Here is a 25,494-nt window from a genome sequence, read left to right as displayed (position 1 = left end):
AGTTTTAAATCTTTTTTTATATAACCGCACTCACTACAAGTTTTAGATGATGGATAAAATCTATCTGCTACTACTAGCTCAATTCCATTTAACTCTGTTTTATAGGTTATATATTGTCTAAACTTATGAAAACATTGTTTTCTTACTGAATCTGATAGATGCTTATTTTTCATCATTCCAGAAACATTCAAATCTTCTATTACAATTCTATATGGTTTGATTTTCACTATACTTGTCGTAACTTGATGAAGATAGTTATTTCTAATATTTGTTAGTTTCCTATGTATTAGTTTAGTTGTATTTTCTAATTTCTCTATATTTTTAGTTTTTATAAATTGACAACGTCCACCTCCTTCTTTTTTAATTTTATTCATCTCATATTTTCTACTTATTTGTCTTTGTTTCTGTTTTAATCTTTTTTCTAATTTTTTTACTTTTTTAGTTTTATTAATATTTTTAAAAACTTTTCCATCTGAACAAACAGCTAAATCTTTTAATCCTAAATCTATACCTAATGAAATATCTGTTAATTCTTCCTGCTTTTTATCAACTTCCACTCCAACAGATAGATACCAATATTTATTATCATAAGTAACTCTAGGATTATTATATTTAACTTCATTAGGTATTTGTTCATTTGTTTTTATCCAACCTACTTTTTCAATTAAGACTTTTTTCTCTTTAACTTTTAATTTTGAAGTATCATTGTAAAAACTAGGTTTACTTTTCTTTTTACTCTTAAATTTTGGCTTATTAGCTAAACCTTTAAAAAAATTTTTATAGGCATTACAAGCGTCTTTTACAGCTTGTTTGGTAACATTGTTTGATACTTCATTCAACCAAATTAGTTCTGACTTTTTTAGTTGAGTTAATTCTTTTCTGATAATTCCATCGCTAATAAATTTACCACCATTTCTATAATTTTCTTCCTGTTTCACAAGAGTATAATTATAGATAAACCTAGCAGTTCCAACACATTGCCACAATTTCTGTTCTTGCTCTTTGGTTGGATACAATCTAACTTTCTTTGCAAGTATCATCTCCTATTAACTCCTTAATCATTTTTTTTGCTTTATTAGCTCTTTTTCCTTGAAGTCTACAACTAAATACAGTAACTATTTGAATTAAATCTTCTACTAACTCTTGTTCCTCAGTTATCTCTGTATTGTCAATAATTTCGATTGTTGTTCCATACTTTTCACATAAATTTTCTATCAATTCATATCCAAATCTAACTAATCTATCTTTGTAAAGAATTACTATTTTATCAATCTCTGAATTAGTAATCATATCAATTAATTGATTTAGTCCTTTTTTATTATAGTTGATACCGCTTCCAATATCTGTTATTATCTCGAATTGATAACCTTTTGCGAACATATATGTTCTTACATTTTCAATTTGTCTTTCAAGGTCATCTTTTTGTTTGTTTGAACTAACTCTACAATAACCAATAATTTTTTTATTTGTTTTAGTTTTTATTTTCAGTCCTAAAAAATTATTAAGTTGTTCTTGAGAATAATATCTTGTTCCACCAGCAGTTACATAAGCAGGTTTAAAAGTATTATTCTTATCCCAATTTCTAAGAGTTTGAATTGTTTTTCCTATTTTATCTGCAAATTCTCCTATTGAGTAATATTTCATGTTATCACCTCAATAGTATTATATCATAATCTTTCAATATTTTGTAGATTTTTATATGAAGTTATATATTATTCACAACAGATTTAACCCTCCACAATTTTTTGAATCTTACATCAGATAATATCACTTTTACCATATTTTTACAAGGGTAATTTTGATATTCTACTCTACTTAGCCCCAAGTTTAAAATGGTGTTAATAATTTAACACCATTTTTAAGACTATTTACTATTTTTTACCTCAGCTATAAACTCATCCATTTTTACTATTCTCTCTTCAACTCTTGATTTTTCTGCAGCAAAAGCCATTATATGACTCTCTAAAGAAACTCTTGGGTTAGTTTTAGAATCATTTTTTCTTCCTAGACATAGATCAACAAAATCCTGCATAAGTCCTGTATCTCCTCCTCCATGTCCTCCTTCTAAAACTTCAGGAATGATCTCAGTCATCTTACCATTAGAGAAACGTCCCTCTCCCATTCCAAATTGGTAAACCTCTATATGGTTTTTACTATCATTTCCTCTTATTTCACCCTTAGTTCCCATTATTTTAATAGTTCTACAAACTTCATCTGTAAATGCTGACAAGTTAAATGTCACATTAACCCCATTCTTAAATTGAATTATTGTTACCATATTGTCCACTACATTGTTATCACACTTATACACACATCTTCCATATTTATTGCTTTTTAATGCATCTTCTAACCCCTCTACTGTCTGTATATCTGTTGCTACCAATGTAGGCCAAGCTCCTAGATTTTTATAATATATTTTTTTAGGAGAATAGATACAAGAATCTATATATTTACAATCTAAACATCTTTCAGCTGAATCCACTGGAGCATTTTCTCTTTTAAAATGAGTTAATTTTCCAAAAGAAGCGATCTTCTCACATTGACTTCCACCTAATAACCAAGATAAAATATCTAAGTCATGGCAACTTTTCTGTAAAATCAATGGACTTGTTTCATCTGAATTTCTCCAATTTCCTCTTACAAAACTGTGAGCAAAGTGGAAGTTTCCAATATTTTCATTGTGTTGTATATCTACAACATCACCTATTATTCCACTCTCTATTAGTTCTTTTAATTTACTGAAGAAAGGAGTGTATCTCAACACGTGACATACCATCACTTTTACCCCATATTTCTCTGCCAATTCAACTATTTTTATACACTCATCTGCCTTGTTAGACATAGGCTTTTCCAATAAAATATCATACCCTTTTTTCATAGCCTCTTGAATTGGTTCAAAGTGCATATCATCACCTGTTGCCAATATTATAGCATCACAAAATTTATCTTTTGCCAAAAAATCCTTCCAATCTTCAAAAACATACTCTGGCTTGATCCCATGTTTTTTTATCATCTCTTCCCTCTTTAGAGGATTTGGCTCTGCAACTGCTACTATTTCAGCCTCATCTGTTTTCTCTAAAATAAAATTAGCATATATATCTTTTCCTCTATTTCCTGCACCTATAACTCCTACTCTTAACATATCTTCTCCCTCTTTCAAATGTATTCTATTACTCTTTTACTGCCCCTGCCACTATTCCAGAAAGTATTTTTTTCTTAAAGATCAAATACATAACTATTGTTGGTAACATAACTAAAACAATCGCCGCTGAAAGTTTTGCCCAAGATCCACTACGTCCTACATAGCTCATAAGCATAGTTGTAAGTGTTACATTTTCTGAACTTGGCATATATAGATAAGGTGTATACATATCATTTAATATATCCACAGATTTTAAAATTATCAATGTCGCTGTAGCTGGTAAAATCAATGGAAATATTATCTTCCAATAGATTGTAAAGTATGAACACCCGTCTATTCTTGCACTCTCATCTAGAGAGAATGGAATTTGATCCATAAACTGCTTATAAACATAGATTTGTAAAATATCTGTAGATACATAGATGAGCATAGGAGCAAACAGTGTATCATACAGCCCTAATTTTCCTATTATTCCAAATCTAGTTATCTCTGCAATAAAACTTGGAACTAACATTGCCAAACTAAAGAATAGGAAGTAAACTTTCTTCAATTTAAACTCAAATCTACTCAAAGAGTAAGCTACCATACTACTTAAAATAACATTTATAACAACTGTTCCTACAACTAGTATAACTGAGTTTTTTAATCCTACTAAAATATTTCCCTTTTCAAAAACTTCTTTATAATTTTCAAGAGTAAATGGTGACGGTAATGATAGATGATTACCTAACGCAATCTGCTCTGGAGTCTTAAATGAAGATAAGAAAACCAATATTAATGGAAGTATGACAATCAAAGTTACCATTACAAAAATTCCGTGATTAAAAACATCAAATAACACTTTTTTTATCCTGTTTTTCATTTCATCACCACTTTTAATTTTTATGTACTTTCAAATGTTTTTTTATTTTTTCAGGCTCTAATATCATATTTTGAATAAGAGAAATTATTATAATCGCTATTATCAAAATTATTGCCATTGCACAAGCCAAGCCAAAATTACTAAATTCAAATGCTGTTTTTACTGTGTGTAAAGCAAATGTGGTACTACTAGTTCCTGGTCCTCCACTTGTCATTACAAATGGAATATCAAAAACCATCAATGCTCCCCTTACATTTAAAAATAGTATGATACTCAATATAGATTTAATATTTGGGATAATTATCTTCGTAAACTGTTGAAATACTGAAGCTCCATCTATTAAAGCTGCTTCTAACATATCTTTATTAATTGACTGTAACCCAGCTAAAAACAATATTATATGTATACTTGTAAAACGCCATAAAGAAACTATTACTAGAGAGTAGTTTACTATTCTAGGATCACTCAACCATTTCACTTTTCCAATACTCAACATTGCCAAAAGCCCATTTAACACTCCATCTTCTGAATTGTATAGAAATGAAAACATATAAGCTATGGCTACCCCATTGATTATATATGGCATAAAAACTATAGTTTTAAAAAACTCACTCTTTCTAATATATCTATCTAATAGTACAGCTAGATACATCTCTATTGGTATAAAAAATAGATGAATTATAAAATATAGTCCATTGTTACTCAAACTTTGAAATATATCTCTTCTTTGAAATACCTGTTTATAGTTTTTTAAACCAATAAAATTCATACTTGTATTGATACCGTCCCAGTCTGTAAAACTTATATATATAAGTTTCAAAGTGGGATACAAAACAAAAATCAACAATAGAAAAGTTGGTATTGCTAGAAATGTTGTTAATAATACCCTCTTTTGGATTTTATCTGTCATTCTAGTCCACCTCAATTACTGTATATTCTCTTTTGCTTCTTTCCATTTTTTATTGTACTCTTCCATATACTTATCAAAATCTACACCTTGTATCATCTCTTGTCCCATTCTCTTAACATCAAATGAGATAAAGTTAGCAATATCTCTAAATTGGCTATCTCCACCTTTTTGTAATACTGCCTCTGGATTAGGTATATTATTTATTGTTTCACTAAATATTCCACCTTCAATTTGAACTCCTTCCACTGTAGGTAAAACATTCATATATTTGATAAACTCTTTATAGTAATCACTTGTAAATAACCAGTTGATAAACTCTTTTGCTTCTTTTTGGTTTTTACTATATTTTGGTATACCCAAGAATACTTCTGCTGTAACAAGATATCTGAAATTCTCATCTTTACTGTTACGAACTGGCATCATAAATACACCAACATCTTCTAACTCCTCTTTTGGTAAATCTTTGATAAGATCCATATAGAACCATTGTCCTGCTGCTAACATTGCTGATTTTTTAGCTATGAACATATTTTTTTCCTGTTCCCAACCATATCCTAGAGGGTCATCTCCAAATGGTTTTGTTTGATAGAAATCATTTAACATCTTATAAGCTTCATAGAAAGGTTTCCCCTTTGAAAATGGTTCATTATCTTGTCCCATCTTTGTCCAAATATCATTTCCACCTGAAACTAAGAATGGGAAAAACTCGTTAAATGGATATGTTACCCAAGAATCCTTTGCTCCCAATGAGATTGGAGTATATTTTTCTGAAGCTTTTATCTTTGCTGTAACTTGATTAAACTCTTCCCAAGTTGTTGGGATCTCTATTCCTAACTCATTAAATACACTCTTTCTAAAATATACAAACTCATTGAATCCATACATTGGTAGTCCATAGATATTTCCATCAATTGCATATTCTTTAGCAAATTTATTTAATTTTGCAGCCTCTAAATCATTTAAAGGAGTTAATACATTTTTATAGTTTTCCAATGTTACAACTCTTACTGGGAAAACGTCTGGAAGTTTTTGTGCAGAGTTTCTTATTTTCATAGTATTATCATACTCAGTAGCAGTTACTTTTTCCATTTTTATAGTTACATTGGGATTAATTTTGCTATAAGCTTTATTTATGTCATTTATCTCCATTAAAAAGTCTTCTCCAGTTCCAGTATAAGTTACAAAAGAGAGTTCAACTTTTTCATTTTTCTCCTTTCCACAACCTGCAACTAAAACCAATCCACATACTCCAATACATACATTTTTTAAAATCTTGTTCATAAGTACCCTCCTATATTTTTAAATTTACTTTAAAATAACTTTCCTTCATCTGCTAAAAAAACTTTCTCTTGATTCTTATGAAGCTCAAAAATAACTATCTCATTTTCTCCTACTTTCAATATAGGTGCTGGAACATATAATCTTTTCTGTGGTCCCTCTTTCCAATATCTTCCCAAATTAAAACCATTTATAAAGACTACACCTTTTTCCCAACCCTCAAAATCTAAGTATGTATCACCTATCTCTTTCACTTCAAACTTTCCTTTTACAAAGACAGGTGTATTTTCTACCGTTCTATACCCCTCATTAAACTCTAATTTTTCTAAGTTATTTAGTGGTAATGTGTAAATATCCCAATTGTAAAGAAATTGATTTCCTATCCTTACACCCTCTGTGATACCTTTTTCATCTTTTAACAGAGGTCCATAGTTAATTCTTCCCATATTTTCAACTAAGATCTCCAAAGTTGGTTCCTCTTCAAAACTTGTAAGAAAGATCTCCTGTTTATTATTTCTATCAATTACCCCTTTATACTCACCATTAAAAAATACTAATGCTCTATCTCTTACCTCTTGAATTGTCAATTGAAAATTATCAATTATCCCCTTTATTTTTGTCTTATATAGAGTAAATCCATAATCTTGTCCCAACTCTTCCATCTTAAGTGGATATGGTGAAAATACTCTTTCACTTATTTTATTTAAACTCTCCTCTAAGCTTACACAACTATCAAATTTAACATCTCCATAAGAGATCTTTTTAGAATTTTCTACTCTATACTCTCTATGATTTTTATGTTTCTTTATTTTGTGAGAATATTTTTTTAAAATCTCTTTTACCAAGTTATATTTTGGTGTTATATCTCCAGCCTCAGTTAAAAGAGCATCATAATCATAACTTGTAACTGTGCATCTCTGCTCACTGTGATAGTTTGCCCCATTTAAAAATCCAAAGTTAGTTCCACCATGGAACATGTAGAAGTTTACTGAAATATCATTCTCCAACATATATATCAATTCTTCTCTCAACTCTTCAGCTGGTCTTGTAATATGTTCATATCCCCAGTGATCAAACCAACCTATCCAAAACTCCATTACCATCTTAGGTAATCCGTTTTGATAATTTTTAAATAGTTCAAAAGATTCCTCTGTCTTAGATCCAAAATTTATCGTTTTCCATATCTCAGGTAGTGTCCCACCTGCTAGCATTCTATCAGTAGGACCATCTGAGGTAAATAGTATCTCCTCTATTCCTCTTTTTCTATAAGCCTCTTTTAGATAGTTTAGATAGTTATAATCATTTCCATAACTACCATACTCATTCTCAATCTGTAAAGCTAATATTGTTCCACCATTTGATTTTAAATATGGTTTGATTCTTGGAATTAACTCATCATAATATCTATCTATCTTCTCGATATATCTCTTATCCATTGTTCTAAGTCTTATTCCTTGATATTTTAATAACCATGAAGGTAATCCTCCAAACTCCCATTCTGCACATATGTATGGAGAGGGTCTCAAGATTACATATAGCCCCTTCTCTTCAGCTAATTTCAAAAATCTCTCAATATCCAACATTCCAGAGAAATTATACTCCCCCTCTTGTGGTTCATGTAAATTCCAAGGTACATAGGTTTCAACACAGTTAAATCCTCCAGCTACAAGCTTTTCCAATCTGTCTTCCCACTGTTCAGGTAGAGTTCTAAAATAGTGTATCGCCCCTGATATTAGTAGTGTTTCTTCTCCATCTATCAATATTTTTTCACCGACAAATTTCATAAACATTCTCCTTTTTATTTTATAATGTTATATTTTCCTCGCTCTCTGCATCAAATATATGTGCTCTTTTTACATTAAAATAAAACTCTCCTGTTTCACCATATTTTACATTTTCACTTTTTCTAGCTTCTATTCTTGAGGTAAATTCATTTCCATCTATTGTAAAATATAGAAACTCTTCATTTCCCATATGCTCAACTGTTGTTACTGCACCCTTTAAGAAGTTTATCTTTTCTCCCTCTGGATGTGTTACCTTATTTCCTATATTCTCAGGTCTTATTCCCAAGATAACTTTCTTACCTATATAACTTTTTACCTTTTCTCCCATATCTTCTGGTAAAATTATATATTTTCCCTCTCCAAACATAAAGATAATACCCTGTTCATGCTCCTCTATATAACCCTCTACAAAGTTCATTGCTGGTGAACCTATAAATCCTGCTACAAACTTATTTGCTGGTTTATGATATAGATTTAATGGTGTATCAACCTGCATTATCTTTCCATAGTTCAAGACACAGATTCTATCCCCCATTGTCATTGCCTCAACTTGATCATGAGTTACATATATCATTGTTGCTGTTTGCCCTTCAGCTTTCAACTGTTTATGTAATTGAGTTATCTTTACTCTCATTGATACTCTCAACTTTGCATCTAAGTTTGATAGTGGTTCATCAAATAAAAATACATCTGGTTTTCTCACTATCGCTCTTCCTACTGCTACCCTCTGTCTTTGTCCTCCTGACATCTCTTTAGGTTTTCTATCTAAAAGTTGAGTTATCTCCAATTTTTCTGCTGCTTCTCTCACTCTTCTATCTATCTCATCTTTAGGTACCTTTGCCATCTTAAGTCCAAAAGCCATATTCTCATATACAGTCATATGTGGATATAGAGCATAGTTTTGGAATACCATTGCTATTCCTCTATCCTTTGGTGGTAAGTCATTTACCAACTTGTCCCCTATCCAAATCTCTCCTCCTGTTATCTCTTCAAGTCCTGCTATCATTCTCAATGTAGTTGATTTTGCACAACCAGAAGGTCCAACAAAAACCATAAACTCTCCATCTTTAATATCTAAATCTATACCATGTACAGCTTTAAATCCATTTGGATACTGCTTCTCTACTTTTTTTAATACTACCTCTGACATCTAATAGCCTCCAATTTCAGTTTATTTTTTACTATTTTCATTCATTCTGTTGTCCGTACCTTTCAACAAAATTTTACCTCTTTTTTTATCTATTGTCAATGATAAAATGTATTTTTAATGTAAATATTATTTATTTTCAGTATATTTAATATTGTTTCTTGTCAAAATAAAACTACATTTTCCTATTTAAGAAAAATGTAGTTTTATTTTTATTTTTCAATTACAAGAGCTATCGCTCCTTTTATTCCAGCTTCCTCCTCTAGCTCTCCAAAAGAGAAAACTAAATTATCCAATGTCAAACCTAAAGCATACTTAGGAAGAAATTTCTTTACTCTCTCCACTATAATATCCCCAGCCTTGGCAACACCACCACAAAGTATAATCACTTCAGGATTCAACAGATTTAAAAGTACTCCTATTCCTTGAGCTAATTTCTCAGCAAAAAAATCAACTATCTCATTACATAGTTTATCTCCTGATTTAGCTAGATCAAATATCTGTTTAGCTTCTAACTTCTCAAGATCTCCAGCTATACACTCATATAATCTACCACTTTTATCCTCACTCAATCTTCTTTTTCCCTCTCTAACAATTCCTGTTGCTGAACAATAAGTCTCTAAACACCCCTTCAATCCACAACCACAGTTATAACCATCTTTTTCTATAACTATATGTCCAAACTCTCCAGCTATTCCTCCTGCTCCATTTACTATCTTCCCATCAACTATTATTCCAGCTGCTATCCCTGTTCCAATAGGTATTGTTATACTGTTCTTATATCCTCTTCCAGCACCAAAAAGTGCCTCTCCTAAAGATATTACCTTCACGTCATTCTCTACCTTTACTAATTTTCCAGATACTCTTTCCATCAATTCTTTAGCATTGAAATCATTTCCCCAAGAAAAATTAGCAGCAATCTTTACAATTGAATTTTCTACAACAGGTCCTGGTATTCCCATTCCAATTGCTTCAATCTCCGATATATCAATTTCTAAATCCTTGGCTAATTCCTGTGTCTTCTTCCAAATTCTGTTAAAAGTATCCTCAGCTCCCTTTTTAGACTCTGTTTTCATACTTTTCTTTCCTAAAATTTTTCCAGTATTATCTGAAAGTCCTATTTCAACATTTGTTCCTCCAATATCAATTCCTACAAAATACTTCATAATTCCTCCTTAATTAACACTGTAATCTATTTTATAACAACATTTAAAAACAAGTTCACTAATTTTATAATTTGTTTTAAATTTTATCTTTTAATTTGGATTTTCACCATTAATTATATAACAAACTTTTCTAAATTTTCAAGGTTTTATTTAGATTATCTACAAAGTATTAAAAAAAGCTGTTCAAACTATACTCTTTTTAAGAATACAATTTGTAACAGCTTCAATTATTTTTTATAAAAGTTTTTCAGCAACTTGTACTTTCATCAATGCTTTGTGTAGATTTTTTTGAGTTAAAAGAATATCTTTATCCTCTTGTAATTTAGCTAATTTTGCTTTTAGCTCCTCTACCTCTCTTTTAGCTCTCTCTATATCAAGTTTATCACTTGGTATAGCTTCGTTAGCTATAATAGTTACCACATTGTTAGAAATTTCAAGTAATCCCTCTGAAATAAAGTATTTATCCTCTTTTCCATCAAGTCTTACTTTCATCTCTCCTGTACTAAGTCCTGCAATAAAAGGAGAGTGATTAGGAAGTATTCCCATATTCCCCTCTGTTGTTCTTACTAAGGCAAAGTCAGCCTCTTGCTCAAGTACTTTTTCCTCATAAGTTACAACTTTAATTTTAAATGTAGCCATAACTATTCATCCCCTTTCATAAGGTCTCTCGCCTTTGCTACTGCCTCCTCTATTGTTCCTACATATAGGAAAGCTTGTTCAGGGATATCGTCATGTTTACCTTCTAGTATCTCTTTAAATCCTCTGATTGTCTCTTTTACTGGAACATATTTTCCTTCCATTCCTGTAAATTGCTCTGCAACTGAGAATGGTTGTGAGAAGAATCTTTGGATTTTTCTTGCTCTTGATACAGTTAATTTATCCTCATCAGATAACTCGTCCATACCTAAGATAGCAATAATATCTTGAAGTTCTTTATATCTTTGTAATACTTCTTGAACCTCTCTAGCAACGTTATAGTGCTCTGTTCCAACTATATCTGCTGATAGAGCTTTAGATGTTGAATCCAATGGGTCAACAGCTGGATAGATTCCAAGTGATGCTATCTGTCTAGATAAAACTGTTGTAGCATCTAAGTGTGAGAATGTAGTTGCTGGTGCTGGGTCAGTTAAGTCGTCAGCTGGTACGTATACAGCCTGAACTGATGTGATTGATCCAGATTTTGTAGATGTAATTCTCTCTTGTAAAGCTCCCATCTCTGTAGCTAGGTTTGGTTGATATCCAACTGCAGAAGGCATTCTTCCTAATAGAGCTGATACTTCAGATCCTGCTTGTGTAAATCTGAATATGTTATCTATAAATAGTAGAACGTCTTGTCCCTCTTTGTCTCTAAAGTTCTCTGCTACTGTTAGTCCAGTAAGAGCAACTCTAAGTCTTGCTCCAGGTGGCTCATTCATCTGTCCGTAAACTAGAGATGTTTTTGATAAAACTCCTGATTCAGTCATCTCATCATAAAGGTCTCTTCCCTCTCTTGTTCTCTCTCCTACTCCAGCGAATACAGAAAGTCCTCCATGTCCCTTAGCTATGTTGTTAATAAGCTCCATAATAAGAACTGTTTTTCCTACTCCAGCTCCTCCAAATAGTCCTATTTTTCCACCTTTAATATATGGTGCTAAAAGGTCTATTACTTTGATTCCTGTTTCAAAAATCTCTGTTTCTGTCTCTTGCTCCTCAAAACTTGGAGCTTCTCTATGTATTGGTAGATACTCTTCTGTTTCTACAGGTCCATTATCGTCAACTGGTTGCCCTAAAACGTTTAATATTCTTCCTAATACTGCTTTTCCTACTGGAACTTTTATTGGAGCTCCAGTATCTATTACTTCCATACCTCTTTGTAGTCCATCAGTAGAATCCATTGCTACTGCTCTTATTACATTATTACCTAAATGCTGTTGTACTTCTAGTACTAGCTCTTTATCATCAACCTTAACTTTTAAGGCATTGTATATATTAGGCAATTTATCTTTAAAAGCAACGTCCACAACAGCACTAATAATCTGAGTTATAGTTCCTTTGTTTTCCACTCTATTGCCTCCTAATCTTTAATTTAAAGCTGCTGCTCCTCCAACAATCTCTGTGATCTCTTGTGTAATTGCAGCTTGTCTCTCTCTGTTATACTTCAAATTAAGCATTGTTATCATCTCTTCTGCGTTTTCAGTAGCACTTTTCATTGAATTTTTTCTAGCAGAATGCTCACTCGCAGCATTGTTTAGTAATGCTTGATAGATCTCAACATTTAAATATTTTGGAAGAAGTGCAGATAATATAGTCTCTGCATCTGGTTCAAAAATATATGAAGTATTTTCTTTAGCTTCTACTCTCTCTATTGGAATAAGTCTTTTAACTGTTAAGTCACTTCTAAGAGCTGATATAAATTTATTATAGATTACATACACTTCATCAAAAATATTTTCATAGTAATACTCTACAATATTTTCACTGATCTCCTGTGCCTTTTTTCCCATTGTCTCAGGAATTAATTGTACATAACTAGCTTTTAAATCATAATTTCTCTTAGTACAGTAATCTCTAGATTTTTTTCCGATAGCAATTACTGAAACCTCTTTTCCACTATTTGCTTGTCTTATCTTTTCTAACTCTTTTAAAGTTGCATGGTTAAAACTTCCACAAAGTCCTGTATCAGAAGTCATAACTATCACACCTATTTTTTTTACCTCTTCTCTTCCATCAAAAAGAGGGTGTCTTTCACTTTTTATCCCTGCTGCTATATTTGAAAGTATAGTTTGGATACTTTCAGCAAAAGGTCTAGATTTAACAACTAGAGCTGAAAATCTTTTAAATTTTGTAGTGGAAACTATCTCCATAGCTTTAGTAATTTGGTGAGTAGACTGAACACTCTTTATTCTATTTCTTATCTCTTTAGCTCCAGCCATTTTCTCACCTCTTTCTAATTAAAATTCTTTTTGAATGCTTCGATAGCATCTCCTAATTTAGCTTCAAGCTCTTTATCAAGGGCTTTTTTCTCTCTAATTTCATCTAAAATACCTGTTGTATTTCTTAGTTCAGTTATTAATTCTGATTCGAATCTTCTAACTTTATCTAGTTCAATGCTATCTAAGAATCCATTGATTAAAGCAAAGAAAGCTACTACTTGCTCTTCTACAACATATGGTTTGTATTGAGCTTGTTTTAAGATCTCCATTATTCTGTGACCTCTCTCTAATTGAGCTTTTGTTGCTTTATCTAGATCTGATCCAAATTGAGCAAATGTTAATAACTCATTGTATTGTGCTAATTCAAGTTTTACTTTTGCAGCAACTTGTTTCATAGCTTTTATTTGAGCTGATCCTCCAACCCTTGAAACTGAAATACCTGCGTTAATAGCTGGTCTAAATCCTGAGTTGAATAATTGTGAATCTAGGAATATCTGTCCATCTGTAATTGAAATTACGTTTGTAGGAATATATGCTGATACGTCCCCAGCTTGTGTTTCAATTATAGGAAGGGCAGTAATTGATCCTCCACCTAATTTATCTGATAATTTTGCTGCTCTCTCTAGTAATCTTGAGTGTAAGTAGAATACGTCTCCTGGATAAGCTTCTCTTCCAGGTGGTCTTTTAAGTAGTAGTGACATCTCTCTATAAGCAACTGCATGTTTAGAAAGATCATCATATATTATTAATACGTGCTCTCCCTTATCCATAAAGTACTCTCCCATAGCTACTCCTGAGTATGGTGCCATATACTGTAATGGTGCAGCTTCAGAAGCTGTTGCAGCAACGATAGTTGTATACTCCATTGCCCCTGCATCTTCTAATTTCTTATAAATTTGTGCTACAGTTGATCTCTTTTGTCCAATAGCAACATAAATACACTTTACTCCTGTTCCTTTTTGGTTGATAATAGCATCAATAGCTATAGCTGTCTTTCCTGTTTGTCTATCTCCGATAATTAATTCCCTTTGTCCTCTACCAATAGGTACCATTCCATCTATAGATTTAATTCCTGTTTGTAGTGGCTCTGATACAGGTTTTCTCGAGATAATTCCTGAGGCTTTTCTCTCGATCTCCATGTATTTTTCAGGTTTTATTTCACCTTTTCCATCAATTGGTTCTCCAAGGGCATTAACTACTCTTCCTAGCATAGTTTCCCCAGCTGGAACTGAAACAACTCTTCCAGTAGCTTTGACTTCATCTCCCTCTTTTATAAGAGAGAAGTCTCCTAGAATAACGGCTCCAACGTTATCCTCTTCCAAGTTAAGTGCCATTCCCATAACTCCGTGAGGGAATTCTAGAAGTTCTCCTGACATTGCACTGCTTAATCCGTAGATTCTAGCAATACCGTCTCCTACCTCTAACACTGAACCTGAAGTTTTTATATCAAGACTTTTTTTATAGTTCTCAATCTCATTTTTTATTATGCTGCTAATCTCTTCTGGTCTAATGTTCAACTGATTTACACCTCCTGTTACAAATCATTATTTCTTTTTAATATTTTCTAATTCTTTACGTATAGATCCATCGATTACAGTATCACCTATTCTTATGATACCTCCTCCTAAAATAGCTCTATCCACTTTAGTAACTAGTTTAACTTTTTTACCAGTTTTCTTTTCTAATTTTTCTATCAATTTAGCCTTTTGAGCTTCAGTAGGCTCAACAGCAAATATAGCTTCTACATCAAGAATTTTATTTTTCTCATAGTATATTTTTAAGTATTCTGCTGTTATATTTCTTATGTTCTCCATTCTTTTTTTATCTAAAATATAAAAGACTATATTTTGGATTGTTTCTCCAGAATTTTTGAACATCTCTTTTAAAACTTTCTTTTTCTCATCCAACTCTATTAGAGGGTGAGTTATAAAAGTTTTAAAATCATTATCATTTTTATAAAGCTCCATCATCTGATTTAATGCTTCATATATCTCTTTTACTTTATCAGTAGAAACTGCGATTTCATAAATAGCTTCAGCATATCTTCTTCCTACTTGGTTAGCTATCATTTCTCTTCCCCTACCCCTTCTATAAACTCATCTATTAAGGTAGACTCGATTTTTGGATTTATTCTCTCTTCAATAAGCTTTTCTGCTAATTGAACTGCAAGAACTTTAACTTCCTCTTGTAACATCTCTTTAGCATCTGTTTTTATCTTAAGAGCTTCCATCTCTGCAGTTTTTAATATTTTTTCTCTTTGAGTTTTTGCCTCACTCAATATATCTTCTCTTCTCTCATCAGCTTTCTTTTCAGCTGTTTTTAATATCTCATTTGCTTCGATTTTAGCTTTTCTTAAAATATCTTCAGATTCTTTTTGAAGTTTTAATGCTGCTTTTTTATTTTCATCAGCTTCTCTTAAATCGCTAGTTATCTTTTCTTTTCTACTGTCTAACATTTTACCTAAAGGTTTTTTGAAATACTTGTTAAATACAAAAACAAGTATAAAAAAGTTTATTATCTGCCAGAACATATTTATATCTACTGATACTACTGGCATTGTTGTTGTCGCCAAATTTTCTACCTCCTTTCCAAATGATAATCAGTTCTTTTCTCTTTACTGATTAAAGGATTATCCTAATAATCCGATGAAAGGATTTGCATACATTAATATTAGTGATACAACTAGTGAGTAGATACCTGTTGACTCAGATACTGCTTGTCCTAAGATCATTGTAGAGATTATATCTCCTTTTGCTTCAGGTTGTCTTGCTACTGATTCAACAGCTTTACCTGCTGCATAACCTTCTCCAATTCCTGGTCCTAATCCAGCTATCATTGCACATCCTACACCTACTGCTGATGCTGCTAATACTATTGTTTTTGCTAATAACATTTGATCCATTTCTATACCTCCTGATTTTAAAAAACTTTATTATTCTGTATATTCACTATCCCCTAAAGAACCTTGAATATATACCATACTTAACATTATAAATACAAAACTTTGTACAAGTCCTGAGAATAAATCAAAATATAAGTGTAATGCTGCTGGCACTACTGCTGGAGCTCCCATATATAGAAGACCCATTATTACTCCACCTGCAAAGGCATTACCGAAAAGTCTGACTGATATATTTACTGGTTTTGCAAATTCACCAACTATATTTAATGGTAACATTATTGGAATTGGTGCTAAGAAACCTTTAAAATATCCTAAAACTCCATTAGATTTTATACTTGCTTTTAAGAACATAAATGTTGTTAAAAGTGCTAGTCCAACTGTAGTATTCAAATCTGAAGTCGGTGTTCTAAAAGCTGGTGCAAAACTAATATGTCCATCACTTAAAGAAAACCAAGGAATTGGGAAAAAGCTTATTATATTTGATGTAAATATAAATAGAAATAATGGTCCTATATATGATAGATATTTTTTCTTCCAAGAACCCATCATCTGTTCTACTACTCCATCTAAGAAAGCATAGATGCTCTCTAAAATAAGTTGTAATTTTCCAGGAATTACCTCTAGCTTACTAGTTCCAATTCTAAATAACATAAACATAAAAAATATTAAAAACCAAGTAGTAACTACAGTTATTGTTACTGGTAAACCATACCCTCCATTTGCCAATTCCATTGCAAAAGGCATCTTCTGAAGAAACTCTGGTAATGGTATAAAGAAAACTACCTTAGGTCCTTCTACCAAAGGGGGTACCTGAAACTCTATAAAGCTAAGCTTTCTTACTATTCCTCCAATTACTGCTATTATGACTATTGGAATAAATGTTTTTAGTTTGTTCATTGCCGATTAAACCCTCCTTTCTGTTTTATTTTAGGTTTTTATCCCTTATTTTTAAAACTTTATCAGAAAGAGCCATCAATAAGATATTACCTTTCACATTGAGAAGCCCTAGTCCCGAACATATTATCATTGATAGGCCAAAAAATTTACCCATCACTCCCAAGTAAATCCCATATATAAGGTATCTCTGTAAATAACCCAATATACCTCTTTTATATGATCCCTGTTGTGTTGCAACTATTTTTTTTACATCTAAACATAATAAATAAAGTCCTAAAATAGACACTACCGCTCCTGAGAACATCCCTAAATATACCTCTTTGCTCCCTACTATAACTCCATAGACTAGTATAGCTAAAGCTGTAATCCAGGTTCTTTTAAATAAAATTTTTACCTTGTCCACTTAATCACCTTATTTTCTCATTATTGTCATATATACATTATAGAATCCACTTATAACTCCAACTATGATGAGAGCTATAAATAGAATTGTACTTTTAATAAAAAACCTCTCTATTAACTTATATATTCCTATATACAACAGTATGTTACCTACCATTAAAAAGCCTAAATAACTTAATAAAGATAACGCATATAGAGTATCTTTTGTCATCCATTTGATATATTTCATACACATTCACATCTCTTTGCTATACAATTTTATAATATAAAACAAAAATAGTCAAACTTATTATAGTTTTTTACTAAAATTATTTATTATAATGTAATAAATAACATTTATTTTTTCAATAAATATACAGATCTTTTTCCTGCTATCTTATCGTTTATCACTCTTGTTATCATTTTCAAACCAGCTTTAATAGCACATTCCTCTATCTCTGTATGAGTAAATATCTTTTTGGCATAAGACTCTTTAAGTCTCTCCCAACTACCACGAGAATTTTTTAAGAAGTATGTTGCATCAATATAATCAATACCCTCTTCTATCTCATGTTCCCAGATACAAGTTATCTCTTTTCTATTATCTACAAATACTCCACCTGGAAACATTGTCTCCATAAATTCTCTGTCCACAACATCAAATATATATATACCATTTGAGTTCAATGAATTTTCGACACTTTTAAAGTGCTCCTCCAACTCCTCTAGTGAAACTAGATGATTAACAGTATCAAAAAGTGAAACCATTATATCATATCTATATCCTGTATCGAACTCCACCATGTCACCTAAAAATAATTTTACCTCTCTATGTTTCAGTTTTTTCTGTGCTATCTTCAACATCTCTTCAGAGATATCCATACCATCACACTGGTAGTTTTTAGCCATTCTCAAAAGAAGTTCTCCAGTTCCACAACCAATATCTAGTAATCTTTTTCCATCTGGGCTTCCCTTTTCAATAAGCTCTTCAACTTGTTTTTCCCAAGCACCATAATCTGAAAATTCCATAAATTTATCATATAATTTTGAGAAAACTTTATACATCTATCTCTCCTTAAACTAAGCTAATTCTTTTTTTACAACATCTGCTATCTCATTTACAACCTTCTCTACCATAGCTGTTTCTTTTCCCTCTACCATTACTCTTACTAATGGCTCTGTTCCAGATGTTCTAACTAGGACTCTTCCTAATCCTTCCATCTCTTTCTCTTTTAATGCAATAAAATCCACTATATTCTTATTTTGATTCCATATATTTTTTTTCTTATTATCTACAACAACATTCACCAATTTTTGTGGCCAATCTTTTATATCTTTTATCATCTCATCTAAATATTTTTTCTCATCTCTTAAAGCTTCAACCAATTTTAAAGAAGTTAAAACCCCATCTCCTGTTGTTGCATATTGTAGTAGTATTATGTGTCCAGATTGCTCTCCACCAATAGCTACACTCTGTTGTAACATCTTCTCAAGAACATATCTATCTCCAACATTAGCTCTTAGTAACTCTATTCCATTCTCTTTTAAGTAACTTTCAAATCCCATATTACTCATAACTGTAGTTACTACTCTATCTCCTGTTAACTCACCTTTTCTCTTCATTCCCATTGCAAGAGTTGCTATTATCTTATCTCCGTCAATTATATTTCCTCTTCTATCAACTGCAATAAGTCTATCTGCATCTCCATCATATGCTAATCCTAGATCTGCTTCATAACCTATTACTACCTTAGCTAAAATCTCTGGATGAGTTGATCCACATTTTACATTTATATTTGTTCCATTTGGAGCATCATTTATCAATACAACCTCTGCTCCTAGAGCCAAAAATACATCTTTTGCTATTCTATAAGCAGAACCATTAGCAGTATCTACTACAACTTTTATTCCTGTAAAATCTCCTGATACAGAAGAAAGTAGATGATCTCTATATGAATAATACTCATCTTCAGCATATTTAAACTGTCCTACCTTATCTCCAGCTATTGGATTTTCTAAGATAGTTGGATCGTCCATCAATCTCTCAATCTCCATCTCAACTTCATCAGGTAATTTGTATCCATTGCTTGCAAAAACTTTTAGTCCATTGTCCTTAGCTGGGTTGTGAGAAGCTGATATCATTATACCTGCATCTGCATCCTTCTCCTTAGTTAGATAAGCTACTGCTGGTGTTGAGATAACTCCTACAAAGTCAACATTCACTCCCATTGAAGTCAATCCAGCTAAAAGTGCTGATCTTAACATATAACCTGATACTCTTGTATCACAACCTAATATAACCTTTAATTTTTTCTTATCTGGGTTTTCTCTTTTTAAATAATAACCTAAAGCATATCCCAATCTTAGAGCTATATCTACAGTTAACTCTCTATTTGCTTCTCCTCTTATTCCATCAGTTCCAAAATATTTTCTCATTTTGTATTACTCCTTCTCAAATTTAGTTTTTCACCAATAAATCCAGTTATCATTCCTGCCACTACACCAATAAGCAAAAATATCCACACAAAACCCATAATAGATTTTGAATATAGAGATACATTTCTAAACATTAAAAAATACACCACTATCAGTTGAAATAGATTGTGTAAAAAAGCTGATAGCGAGCTGATTGCTATTAGTGAAAGATGATCTCTAAACTTATATAACCCTATCATAAATATAGTTGTCAAACTTCCTGCAGTTAAACTTATTATAAAACCAGGTGTAAATATGGTTCCTAACATCAAACCCTGTATGAATATTCTCAAAAGAACTAACTCCATAGCAAATTTAGAGTCAAATTTTTCAAGGGCTATCAAAACTGCAATGTTTGATAGCCCTATTTTCATCCAAGGAAATGGCTTAGGTATAAAGTTTTCTGCAATAGAAAGATACAAGGCCAGTAGTACTAAAGCCTTCAAATACATATCTCTTCTATCTTTTTTCATAATTAAACTCTTAAAGCTGCCTTCATTCCTAATTTGTCTTTATATTTTTCTAAGATCGGACTAACTTCTATATCTATAAACTCTTTTGTTTGTTCTGGAGCAAATCCAATGAAATTTTTAGGATCTAATATCTCTAATAATCTCTCTTTGTCTAAGTTGAAATACTTATCATTTATTATTCTGTCGATTAAATCGTTGTCCTTTCCTTCAACTTTTACATTTTTACCTGCTTCCATAGAGTGTACTCTTATTCTTTCGTGAAGCTCTTGTCTATCCCCACCATTTTTTACACACTCCATTATTATATACTCAGTTGACATAAATGGTAATTCCGCCATTATTCTCTTCTCTATCATTTTTGGATAAACTACTAATCCATCTAATATGTTTTTCCAAATTATTAAGATTGCATCTACTGCTAAGAAAGCTTGAGGTAGTGATAATCTTTTATTAGCTGAATCATCTAGAGTTCTTTCAAACCATTGAGTTGAAGCTGTCATAGCTGTACTTTGTTGTAATGCTATTACAAACTTAGCTAGTGATGAGATTCTTTCACTTCTCATTGGGTTTCTTTTATAAGCCATTGCTGAAGATCCTATTTGACTCTTCTCAAAAGGCTCCTCTATCTCTTTTAAATGTTGTAAAAGTCTTAAATCATTTGTAAATTTATGAGCTGACTGTGCTATGTTAGCTAATAGGTTCATAATTTCAGAATCAACTTTTCTATCATAAGTTTGTCCTGTTACTAAAAATCTCTTATCAAATCCCATTTTCTCAGTAATTCTTCTATCTAACTCTTTTACCTTTTCAAAATCTCCATTAAATAGTTCTTGGAAACTTGCTTGTGTTCCAGTAGTTCCCTTTACTCCTCTAAATCTTAAAGTTTTTTCTCTAAACTCTAACTCTTCTAAATCTAATAATAAACTCTGTAACCATAGAGTAGCTCTCTTTCCAACAGTTGTTAATTGTGCTGCTTGGAAATGTGTAAATCCTAAAGTAGGTAGACTTCTATTCTCCATAGCAAACTTAGACATCTCTGAAATTACATTTACTAATTTTGTCTTTACAATATCTAATCCATCTTTTATTTGAATAAGATCTGTATTATCTCCAACGAAAGCACTAGTTGCTCCTAGGTGTATGATAGGCATTGCCTTTGGAGCTTGTGTTCCAAATGTATGAACGTGTGCCATAACATCATGTCTAAACTCTGCTTCCTTTTTAGCTGCTAACTCATAATCTATATTGTAAATATTAGCTTTCATCTCTTCAATCTGCTCATCAGTTATATTTAAACCTAATTCTTTTTCTGATTCTGCTAAAGCTATCCATAATTTTCTCCAAGTAGAAAATTTCTTATCTGGTGAAAAATTTTCTAACATCTCTTTTGAACTATATCTCTCTGCTAAAGGGTTTGAATAAATATTTGTTTCCATCTTTTACCATCCTTTTATATTAGTTTTTTATTATTTTCTTTTGACATTATAATAGCTGCTTCATTGTTATCCTTATAGTAATTTTTTCTCTTACCTATCTCTTTGAAACTATTTTTTATATAAAACTCTCTGGCTACTATATTACTCTCTCGAACTTCTAAAAAAATATCTTTTTTTAGTTTTTCAATCTCATCTAGCAAAATCTTCCCTATACCTTTTTTTCTAAATTCAGGTAAAACTGCTATTTTCATTATCTCTAAACTTTCGCTATTATCAAAGACAATCACATATCCAACTAAATTTTCTGTAGAAGATACTCCGATTACACTGTACCTCTCTCTATCTTGAACCATCTCTGACAACTGTTCCTCTGTATAAGCACTTGTTGGAAAACATATTTTTTCTAATCTAGTTAAGCTTTCTATATCTATCTCATACTCTAATCTCATAATCCCTCACTATTTTAATAAAGAGATTCTATTTAAAGGCCAAAATCTAACAAATGCCTTTCCTTTTATTCTGCTCTCTTTTACAAATCCCCACATTCTTGAATCGTAACTTCCATTAGTATTATCTCCTAAAGCTAAGTAGTAATCTTCGTCTGCCACTACACTTACTCTCTCTCCAGCAAATATCTTTTTAACATAATCTGGATTATGGATTAAATCTAACACCATACCAGTTTTTATCCCATTTACTCTAAACTCTAAATCCGGTAATATACTAGCTACTGCTCCTGGATTAGCTACAAGTTGTTTTTGAATCTCTGCTACATCAACAGTTTCTCCATTTTTACTCCAAACATAAGCACCATAATTAGCTCCTGGTATAACTTCAATTGTATCACCTTTTTTAGGAATTATCCAGTAACCATCTTCACCTAACTGCCCTAAGCTTGAGTACTCTCTCAAATCTATAGCCTTATCATTTACATATAGGTGATTATTTTTTATAGCTACCTTTTCTCCAGGTAATCCCATTATTCTTTTTGTATATAAAACCTTATTTTGAATTGGCTCTTTAAATACAATTATCTCATTTCTTTCAGGCTTTCTAAAATTATAGACTACCATATTTCCAAACAATCTATCTTTAGGCATTATTGTAGGTTCCATTGAACCTGTTGGCACTAAAAAATTTCCTAAATATATTTTTTGGATTATAACAACTAAAATTAAAGCTGTTCCAATACTTTCAGTAAAACCTATTGCTTTTTTTATAAATTTTCCTAAGCTCTTATTTTCTAAATTCATCTTTCTTATCAATCTATCAGAAAATTCATCTCTATGTTTTTTTATAAAAGAACCAATCTGCTTTTCTTTAATAAAAAGTATTATAAATATGATAGTTACAATCAGATAAAAAATTCCATTAATTATTAATTTGCTTTTTTCCATTTTTCTCTCCATATCTTTAATTTCATAAACAACTATTACTTCTTATATTTTAGCATAAAATTTTAAAAAATTATATTAAAAAATCTTTCCCAATTAAATATATATCTTTTTTATCTATTTTCTTGCAATTTGTTAGAAAAAAATAGATGTGCAACTTTAAAATAACTGACTCTTAAAAAAGAAAGAGCAAGTACTATTTAATATTTAACATACTTGCTCTTTTACCTATCTATTAAATTTTTCAAAAGCTTTCATATAAATTTTCATAGCCTGTTTCATATCATCTAAAACAATATACTCATTAGGTTGATGCTCAGTCTTTGGACGACCAGGTAAAACACAACCAAAAGCCACACAATTCTCCATAGCTCTTGCATAAGTAGCTCCTCCACTTGCTACAGGTTGAGAATCCATATCTCCTGTTACTTCTTGATAAGCACTCATTAAAGTTGTTATCAACTCTGAATCTAGAGGAACGTATATAGATTTTAAGTAATCATGCTGTCTATACTCAAAACCATACTCTTTTGCTTTTTCAGAAAGTGTCTTTACTATCTCTTCCTTATCGTAAGTAACTGGTATTCTCATATCTATTCCTAGAATCTCTTCATTTTCAGTAAACTCTATCTTTCCAACATTAAATTTTAACTCTCCAGAATGTTCATCTTTTATTAAACCAAAAATAGGCTCTGCAAAATCAAATCCTATTAGATTTTCAGAGATAAATTTACCTGATTTACTCTCTTTTCCTAATAGAGTTAGGGCATGCATATATCTGTTTATTGCATTTATTCCTGTTTCTGCAACTTGGGCATGTACACTCTTTCCAATTATCTCAATATCATTCTCTTTCTCTTCAAATTCATAATTTAATTCTGTTAAAACTCTTTTTAACTCCTCATCTTTTGGAACAATCATGTTTGAAGGTACAGAGTTAAAGGCATCTCCACCTTTAAATACCATTCCACTCTCATTTTTTCCTACAAGTTTACATTGTAATAACCCTTTTTCTGAGTATATTAAAGGAAATTTTGAGTCTGGAGTAAATCCTATTGTAGGCATCTCCTCTTTTTCAATGTATTTAGGCATATCTCTCCATAGATTCTCTTCATCTGTTCCAAAGATAAATCTAACTCTATAATTTAATTTTAGTCCTGAATCTAAAAGAGTTTTAAGTGCATAAATTGCAGCTAATGTAGGTCCCTTATCATCTTGTGATCCTCTTCCATAATACTTACCATCTTTTATAACAGGTGAAAATGGTGGATTATCCCATTTTTCTAAATTTCCAGGTGGTACAACATCTAGATGTCCTAAAACTCCCACTAATTTATCTCCTTCACCTACTTCAGCATAACCATAATACCCCTCTGGATCAATATAAGTTTTAAATCCTAACTCCTTACAGATGCTCAACATCTCCTCTAAAACTTTTTGAATATTTTCTCCAAAAGGATATATGCTCTTATCCTCTTGATAATAACTGGGAATAGATATTAATCTATCTAGGTTTCCTAGAAACTCTATAAAATTCTCTTCTAATTTTTCACAATAAATTTTTTCCATACTTTCCTCCCGTTATAGTAATATATTACCTCTATTTTATAATATATTTATCCAGTAAGCAAGTATAAAGTGGCTATTAGAAAGAAAAAGAGATGGCTTTCGCCATCTCTTAACATAATTTTACTATTTTCTGATTTCTTTAATTCTAGCTTTTTTACCAGAAAGTCCTCTTAAGTAGTAAAGTTTAGATCTTCTTACTCTACCGATTTTTAACACTTGGATCTTGTCGATCATAGGTGAGTTTACAGGAATAATTCTTTCTACTCCTATTCCAGCAGTTACTTTTCTTATTGTGAAAGTTTTTGCAATTCCTCCACCATTAACTCTAATAACTACTCCTTCGAATAATTGAACTCTTTCTTTGTTTCCTTCTACAACTTTGTAGTATACTGCAATAGTATCTCCAGCTTTGAATTCAGGAATGTCGTTTCTTAAGTAGCTTTGCTCTACTAATTGAATTAATTTTTCTTTCATTTATTCTCCTCCTAAAGATATTCATTTAATTTTTTTTGCTATTAAAGCGGAATATCGAATTAACTTTAGTATTTTATCACATTTTCAATTTTTTGTCAAGGTAAAAACATTTCCAAAAAATAAAAAAATGGCGCTTCCTAATGGACTCGAACCATTGACACTGCGGTTAACAGCCGCATGCTCTACCGACTGAGCTAAGGAAGCACTCTTATGAGAGCTTGGCAAGTTCCTATCCTCCCAGGAGGCTTCCCTCCAAGTACTTTCAGCGTTTACGGGCTTAACTTCCAGGTTC

At 31.4% G+C, this 25,494-nt stretch carries 27 protein-coding genes and 1 tRNA gene; all 28 read right to left on the bottom strand.

Annotated elements, in window-relative coordinates; genetic code table 11:
* A partial coding sequence (locus tag ABNK64_RS09415; RefSeq protein ID WP_349764195.1) for an RNA-guided endonuclease InsQ/TnpB family protein occupies nucleotides 1-1,040 on the bottom strand: 1,040 nt, incomplete at its 3' end.
* Nucleotides 1,018-1,644, bottom strand: a complete 627-nt coding sequence (locus tag ABNK64_RS09410) for an IS607 family transposase (RefSeq protein WP_349764194.1) — start codon at nucleotides 1,642-1,644, stop codon at nucleotides 1,018-1,020. The genes ABNK64_RS09415 and ABNK64_RS09410, both read right to left, overlap by 23 nt.
* A gap of 220 nt (nucleotides 1,645-1,864) precedes the next feature.
* On the bottom strand, nucleotides 1,865-3,142 hold the full coding sequence (locus ABNK64_RS09405) for a Gfo/Idh/MocA family protein (protein WP_300343324.1): 1,278 nt from the start codon (nucleotides 3,140-3,142) through the stop codon (nucleotides 1,865-1,867).
* Between the two features lie 28 nt (nucleotides 3,143-3,170).
* Nucleotides 3,171-4,004 carry a carbohydrate ABC transporter permease gene (locus ABNK64_RS09400; protein WP_291256125.1) on the bottom strand — a complete coding sequence of 278 codons (834 nt, stop codon included), beginning with the start codon at nucleotides 4,002-4,004 and terminating at the stop codon, nucleotides 3,171-3,173.
* 13 nt (nucleotides 4,005-4,017) lie between these two features.
* Nucleotides 4,018-4,914: a carbohydrate ABC transporter permease gene (locus ABNK64_RS09395; RefSeq protein ID WP_291256124.1), complete on the bottom strand. Its 897-nt coding sequence runs from the start codon at nucleotides 4,912-4,914 to the stop codon at nucleotides 4,018-4,020.
* 15 nt (nucleotides 4,915-4,929) lie between these two features.
* The gene (locus tag ABNK64_RS09390; protein WP_300343327.1) at nucleotides 4,930-6,195 is read right to left on the bottom strand and encodes an ABC transporter substrate-binding protein; all 1,266 of its coding nucleotides are present in this window, start codon (nucleotides 6,193-6,195) and stop codon (nucleotides 4,930-4,932) included.
* A 29-nt stretch (nucleotides 6,196-6,224) separates the two neighbouring features.
* On the bottom strand, nucleotides 6,225-7,976 hold the full coding sequence (locus tag ABNK64_RS09385) for a glycoside hydrolase family 35 protein (protein ID WP_349764193.1): 1,752 nt from the start codon (nucleotides 7,974-7,976) through the stop codon (nucleotides 6,225-6,227).
* Between the two features lie 19 nt (nucleotides 7,977-7,995).
* On the bottom strand, nucleotides 7,996-9,126 hold the full coding sequence (locus ABNK64_RS09380; RefSeq protein ID WP_300391341.1) for an ABC transporter ATP-binding protein: 1,131 nt from the start codon (nucleotides 9,124-9,126) through the stop codon (nucleotides 7,996-7,998).
* A 209-nt stretch (nucleotides 9,127-9,335) separates the two neighbouring features.
* Nucleotides 9,336-10,289, bottom strand: a complete 954-nt coding sequence (locus ABNK64_RS09375; protein WP_349764192.1) for an ROK family protein — start codon at nucleotides 10,287-10,289, stop codon at nucleotides 9,336-9,338.
* A 234-nt stretch (nucleotides 10,290-10,523) separates the two neighbouring features.
* The gene (gene atpC, locus ABNK64_RS09370; protein WP_291256761.1) at nucleotides 10,524-10,928 is read right to left on the bottom strand and encodes an ATP synthase F1 subunit epsilon; all 405 of its coding nucleotides are present in this window, start codon (nucleotides 10,926-10,928) and stop codon (nucleotides 10,524-10,526) included.
* A 2-nt stretch (nucleotides 10,929-10,930) separates the two neighbouring features.
* Nucleotides 10,931-12,331 carry a F0F1 ATP synthase subunit beta gene (gene atpD, locus ABNK64_RS09365; protein ID WP_291256760.1) on the bottom strand — a complete coding sequence of 467 codons (1,401 nt, stop codon included), beginning with the start codon at nucleotides 12,329-12,331 and terminating at the stop codon, nucleotides 10,931-10,933.
* 18 nt (nucleotides 12,332-12,349) lie between these two features.
* Entirely contained in the window at nucleotides 12,350-13,201 is an 852-nt protein-coding gene (gene atpG / locus ABNK64_RS09360; protein ID WP_291256759.1) for an ATP synthase F1 subunit gamma, read from the bottom strand.
* A 14-nt stretch (nucleotides 13,202-13,215) separates the two neighbouring features.
* The gene (gene atpA / locus ABNK64_RS09355) at nucleotides 13,216-14,718 is read right to left on the bottom strand and encodes a F0F1 ATP synthase subunit alpha (protein ID WP_291256758.1); all 1,503 of its coding nucleotides are present in this window, start codon (nucleotides 14,716-14,718) and stop codon (nucleotides 13,216-13,218) included.
* Between the two features lie 27 nt (nucleotides 14,719-14,745).
* Nucleotides 14,746-15,270: an ATP synthase F1 subunit delta gene (gene atpH, locus ABNK64_RS09350; protein WP_291256757.1), complete on the bottom strand. Its 525-nt coding sequence runs from the start codon at nucleotides 15,268-15,270 to the stop codon at nucleotides 14,746-14,748.
* Nucleotides 15,267-15,773 carry a F0F1 ATP synthase subunit B gene (gene atpF / locus ABNK64_RS09345; protein ID WP_291256756.1) on the bottom strand — a complete coding sequence of 169 codons (507 nt, stop codon included), beginning with the start codon at nucleotides 15,771-15,773 and terminating at the stop codon, nucleotides 15,267-15,269. The genes atpH and atpF overlap by 4 nt, the downstream gene beginning before the upstream one ends.
* 57 nt (nucleotides 15,774-15,830) lie before the next feature.
* Nucleotides 15,831-16,103, bottom strand: coding sequence for an ATP synthase F0 subunit C (gene atpE, locus ABNK64_RS09340; RefSeq protein WP_005882859.1), 273 nt, complete (start codon nucleotides 16,101-16,103; stop codon nucleotides 15,831-15,833).
* Nucleotides 16,104-16,133: 30 nt separating this feature from the next.
* Nucleotides 16,134-17,000 carry a F0F1 ATP synthase subunit A gene (gene atpB / locus ABNK64_RS09335; protein WP_291256755.1) on the bottom strand — a complete coding sequence of 289 codons (867 nt, stop codon included), beginning with the start codon at nucleotides 16,998-17,000 and terminating at the stop codon, nucleotides 16,134-16,136.
* A gap of 25 nt (nucleotides 17,001-17,025) precedes the next feature.
* The gene (locus ABNK64_RS09330) at nucleotides 17,026-17,403 is read right to left on the bottom strand and encodes an ATP synthase subunit I (protein WP_300343335.1); all 378 of its coding nucleotides are present in this window, start codon (nucleotides 17,401-17,403) and stop codon (nucleotides 17,026-17,028) included.
* A gap of 9 nt (nucleotides 17,404-17,412) precedes the next feature.
* A complete protein-coding gene (locus ABNK64_RS09325; RefSeq protein ID WP_349764191.1) occupies nucleotides 17,413-17,631 on the bottom strand; it encodes an AtpZ/AtpI family protein in 219 nt (72 codons plus the stop codon).
* A 107-nt stretch (nucleotides 17,632-17,738) separates the two neighbouring features.
* The gene (locus ABNK64_RS09320) at nucleotides 17,739-18,446 is read right to left on the bottom strand and encodes a class I SAM-dependent DNA methyltransferase (protein ID WP_300343338.1); all 708 of its coding nucleotides are present in this window, start codon (nucleotides 18,444-18,446) and stop codon (nucleotides 17,739-17,741) included.
* 15 nt (nucleotides 18,447-18,461) lie between these two features.
* A complete protein-coding gene (gene glmM, locus ABNK64_RS09315; RefSeq protein WP_291256751.1) occupies nucleotides 18,462-19,817 on the bottom strand; it encodes a phosphoglucosamine mutase in 1,356 nt (451 codons plus the stop codon).
* On the bottom strand, nucleotides 19,814-20,329 hold the full coding sequence (locus ABNK64_RS09310; protein WP_291256750.1) for a Gx transporter family protein: 516 nt from the start codon (nucleotides 20,327-20,329) through the stop codon (nucleotides 19,814-19,816). Before ABNK64_RS09310 ends, glmM begins: the two co-directional genes overlap by 4 nt.
* A gap of 2 nt (nucleotides 20,330-20,331) precedes the next feature.
* The gene (gene purB / locus ABNK64_RS09305; RefSeq protein ID WP_291256749.1) at nucleotides 20,332-21,765 is read right to left on the bottom strand and encodes an adenylosuccinate lyase; all 1,434 of its coding nucleotides are present in this window, start codon (nucleotides 21,763-21,765) and stop codon (nucleotides 20,332-20,334) included.
* Nucleotides 21,766-21,779: 14 nt separating this feature from the next.
* On the bottom strand, nucleotides 21,780-22,214 hold the full coding sequence (gene rimI / locus ABNK64_RS09300) for a ribosomal protein S18-alanine N-acetyltransferase (protein WP_349764190.1): 435 nt from the start codon (nucleotides 22,212-22,214) through the stop codon (nucleotides 21,780-21,782).
* A gap of 9 nt (nucleotides 22,215-22,223) precedes the next feature.
* Nucleotides 22,224-23,162, bottom strand: coding sequence for a signal peptidase I (gene lepB / locus ABNK64_RS09295; RefSeq protein WP_349764189.1), 939 nt, complete (start codon nucleotides 23,160-23,162; stop codon nucleotides 22,224-22,226).
* Between the two features lie 225 nt (nucleotides 23,163-23,387).
* On the bottom strand, nucleotides 23,388-24,728 hold the full coding sequence (locus tag ABNK64_RS09290) for a Sapep family Mn(2+)-dependent dipeptidase (RefSeq protein ID WP_349764188.1): 1,341 nt from the start codon (nucleotides 24,726-24,728) through the stop codon (nucleotides 23,388-23,390).
* Between the two features lie 123 nt (nucleotides 24,729-24,851).
* Nucleotides 24,852-25,202 (bottom strand): 50S ribosomal protein L19, encoded by a 351-nt coding sequence (gene rplS, locus ABNK64_RS09285; RefSeq protein ID WP_291256745.1) that lies wholly within the window; start codon nucleotides 25,200-25,202, stop codon nucleotides 24,852-24,854.
* Nucleotides 25,203-25,330: 128 nt separating this feature from the next.
* Nucleotides 25,331-25,406, bottom strand: a tRNA-Asn gene (locus tag ABNK64_RS09280).
* Nucleotides 25,407-25,494: the final 88 nt, after the last annotated feature.

It is taken from the genome of Fusobacterium sp. SYSU M8D902 (genome assembly GCF_040199715.1).
In the GTDB taxonomy this organism is placed as follows: Bacteria; Fusobacteriota; Fusobacteriia; order Fusobacteriales; family Fusobacteriaceae; genus Fusobacterium_A.
This window is presented reverse-complemented; position numbering and strand designations above follow the sequence as displayed.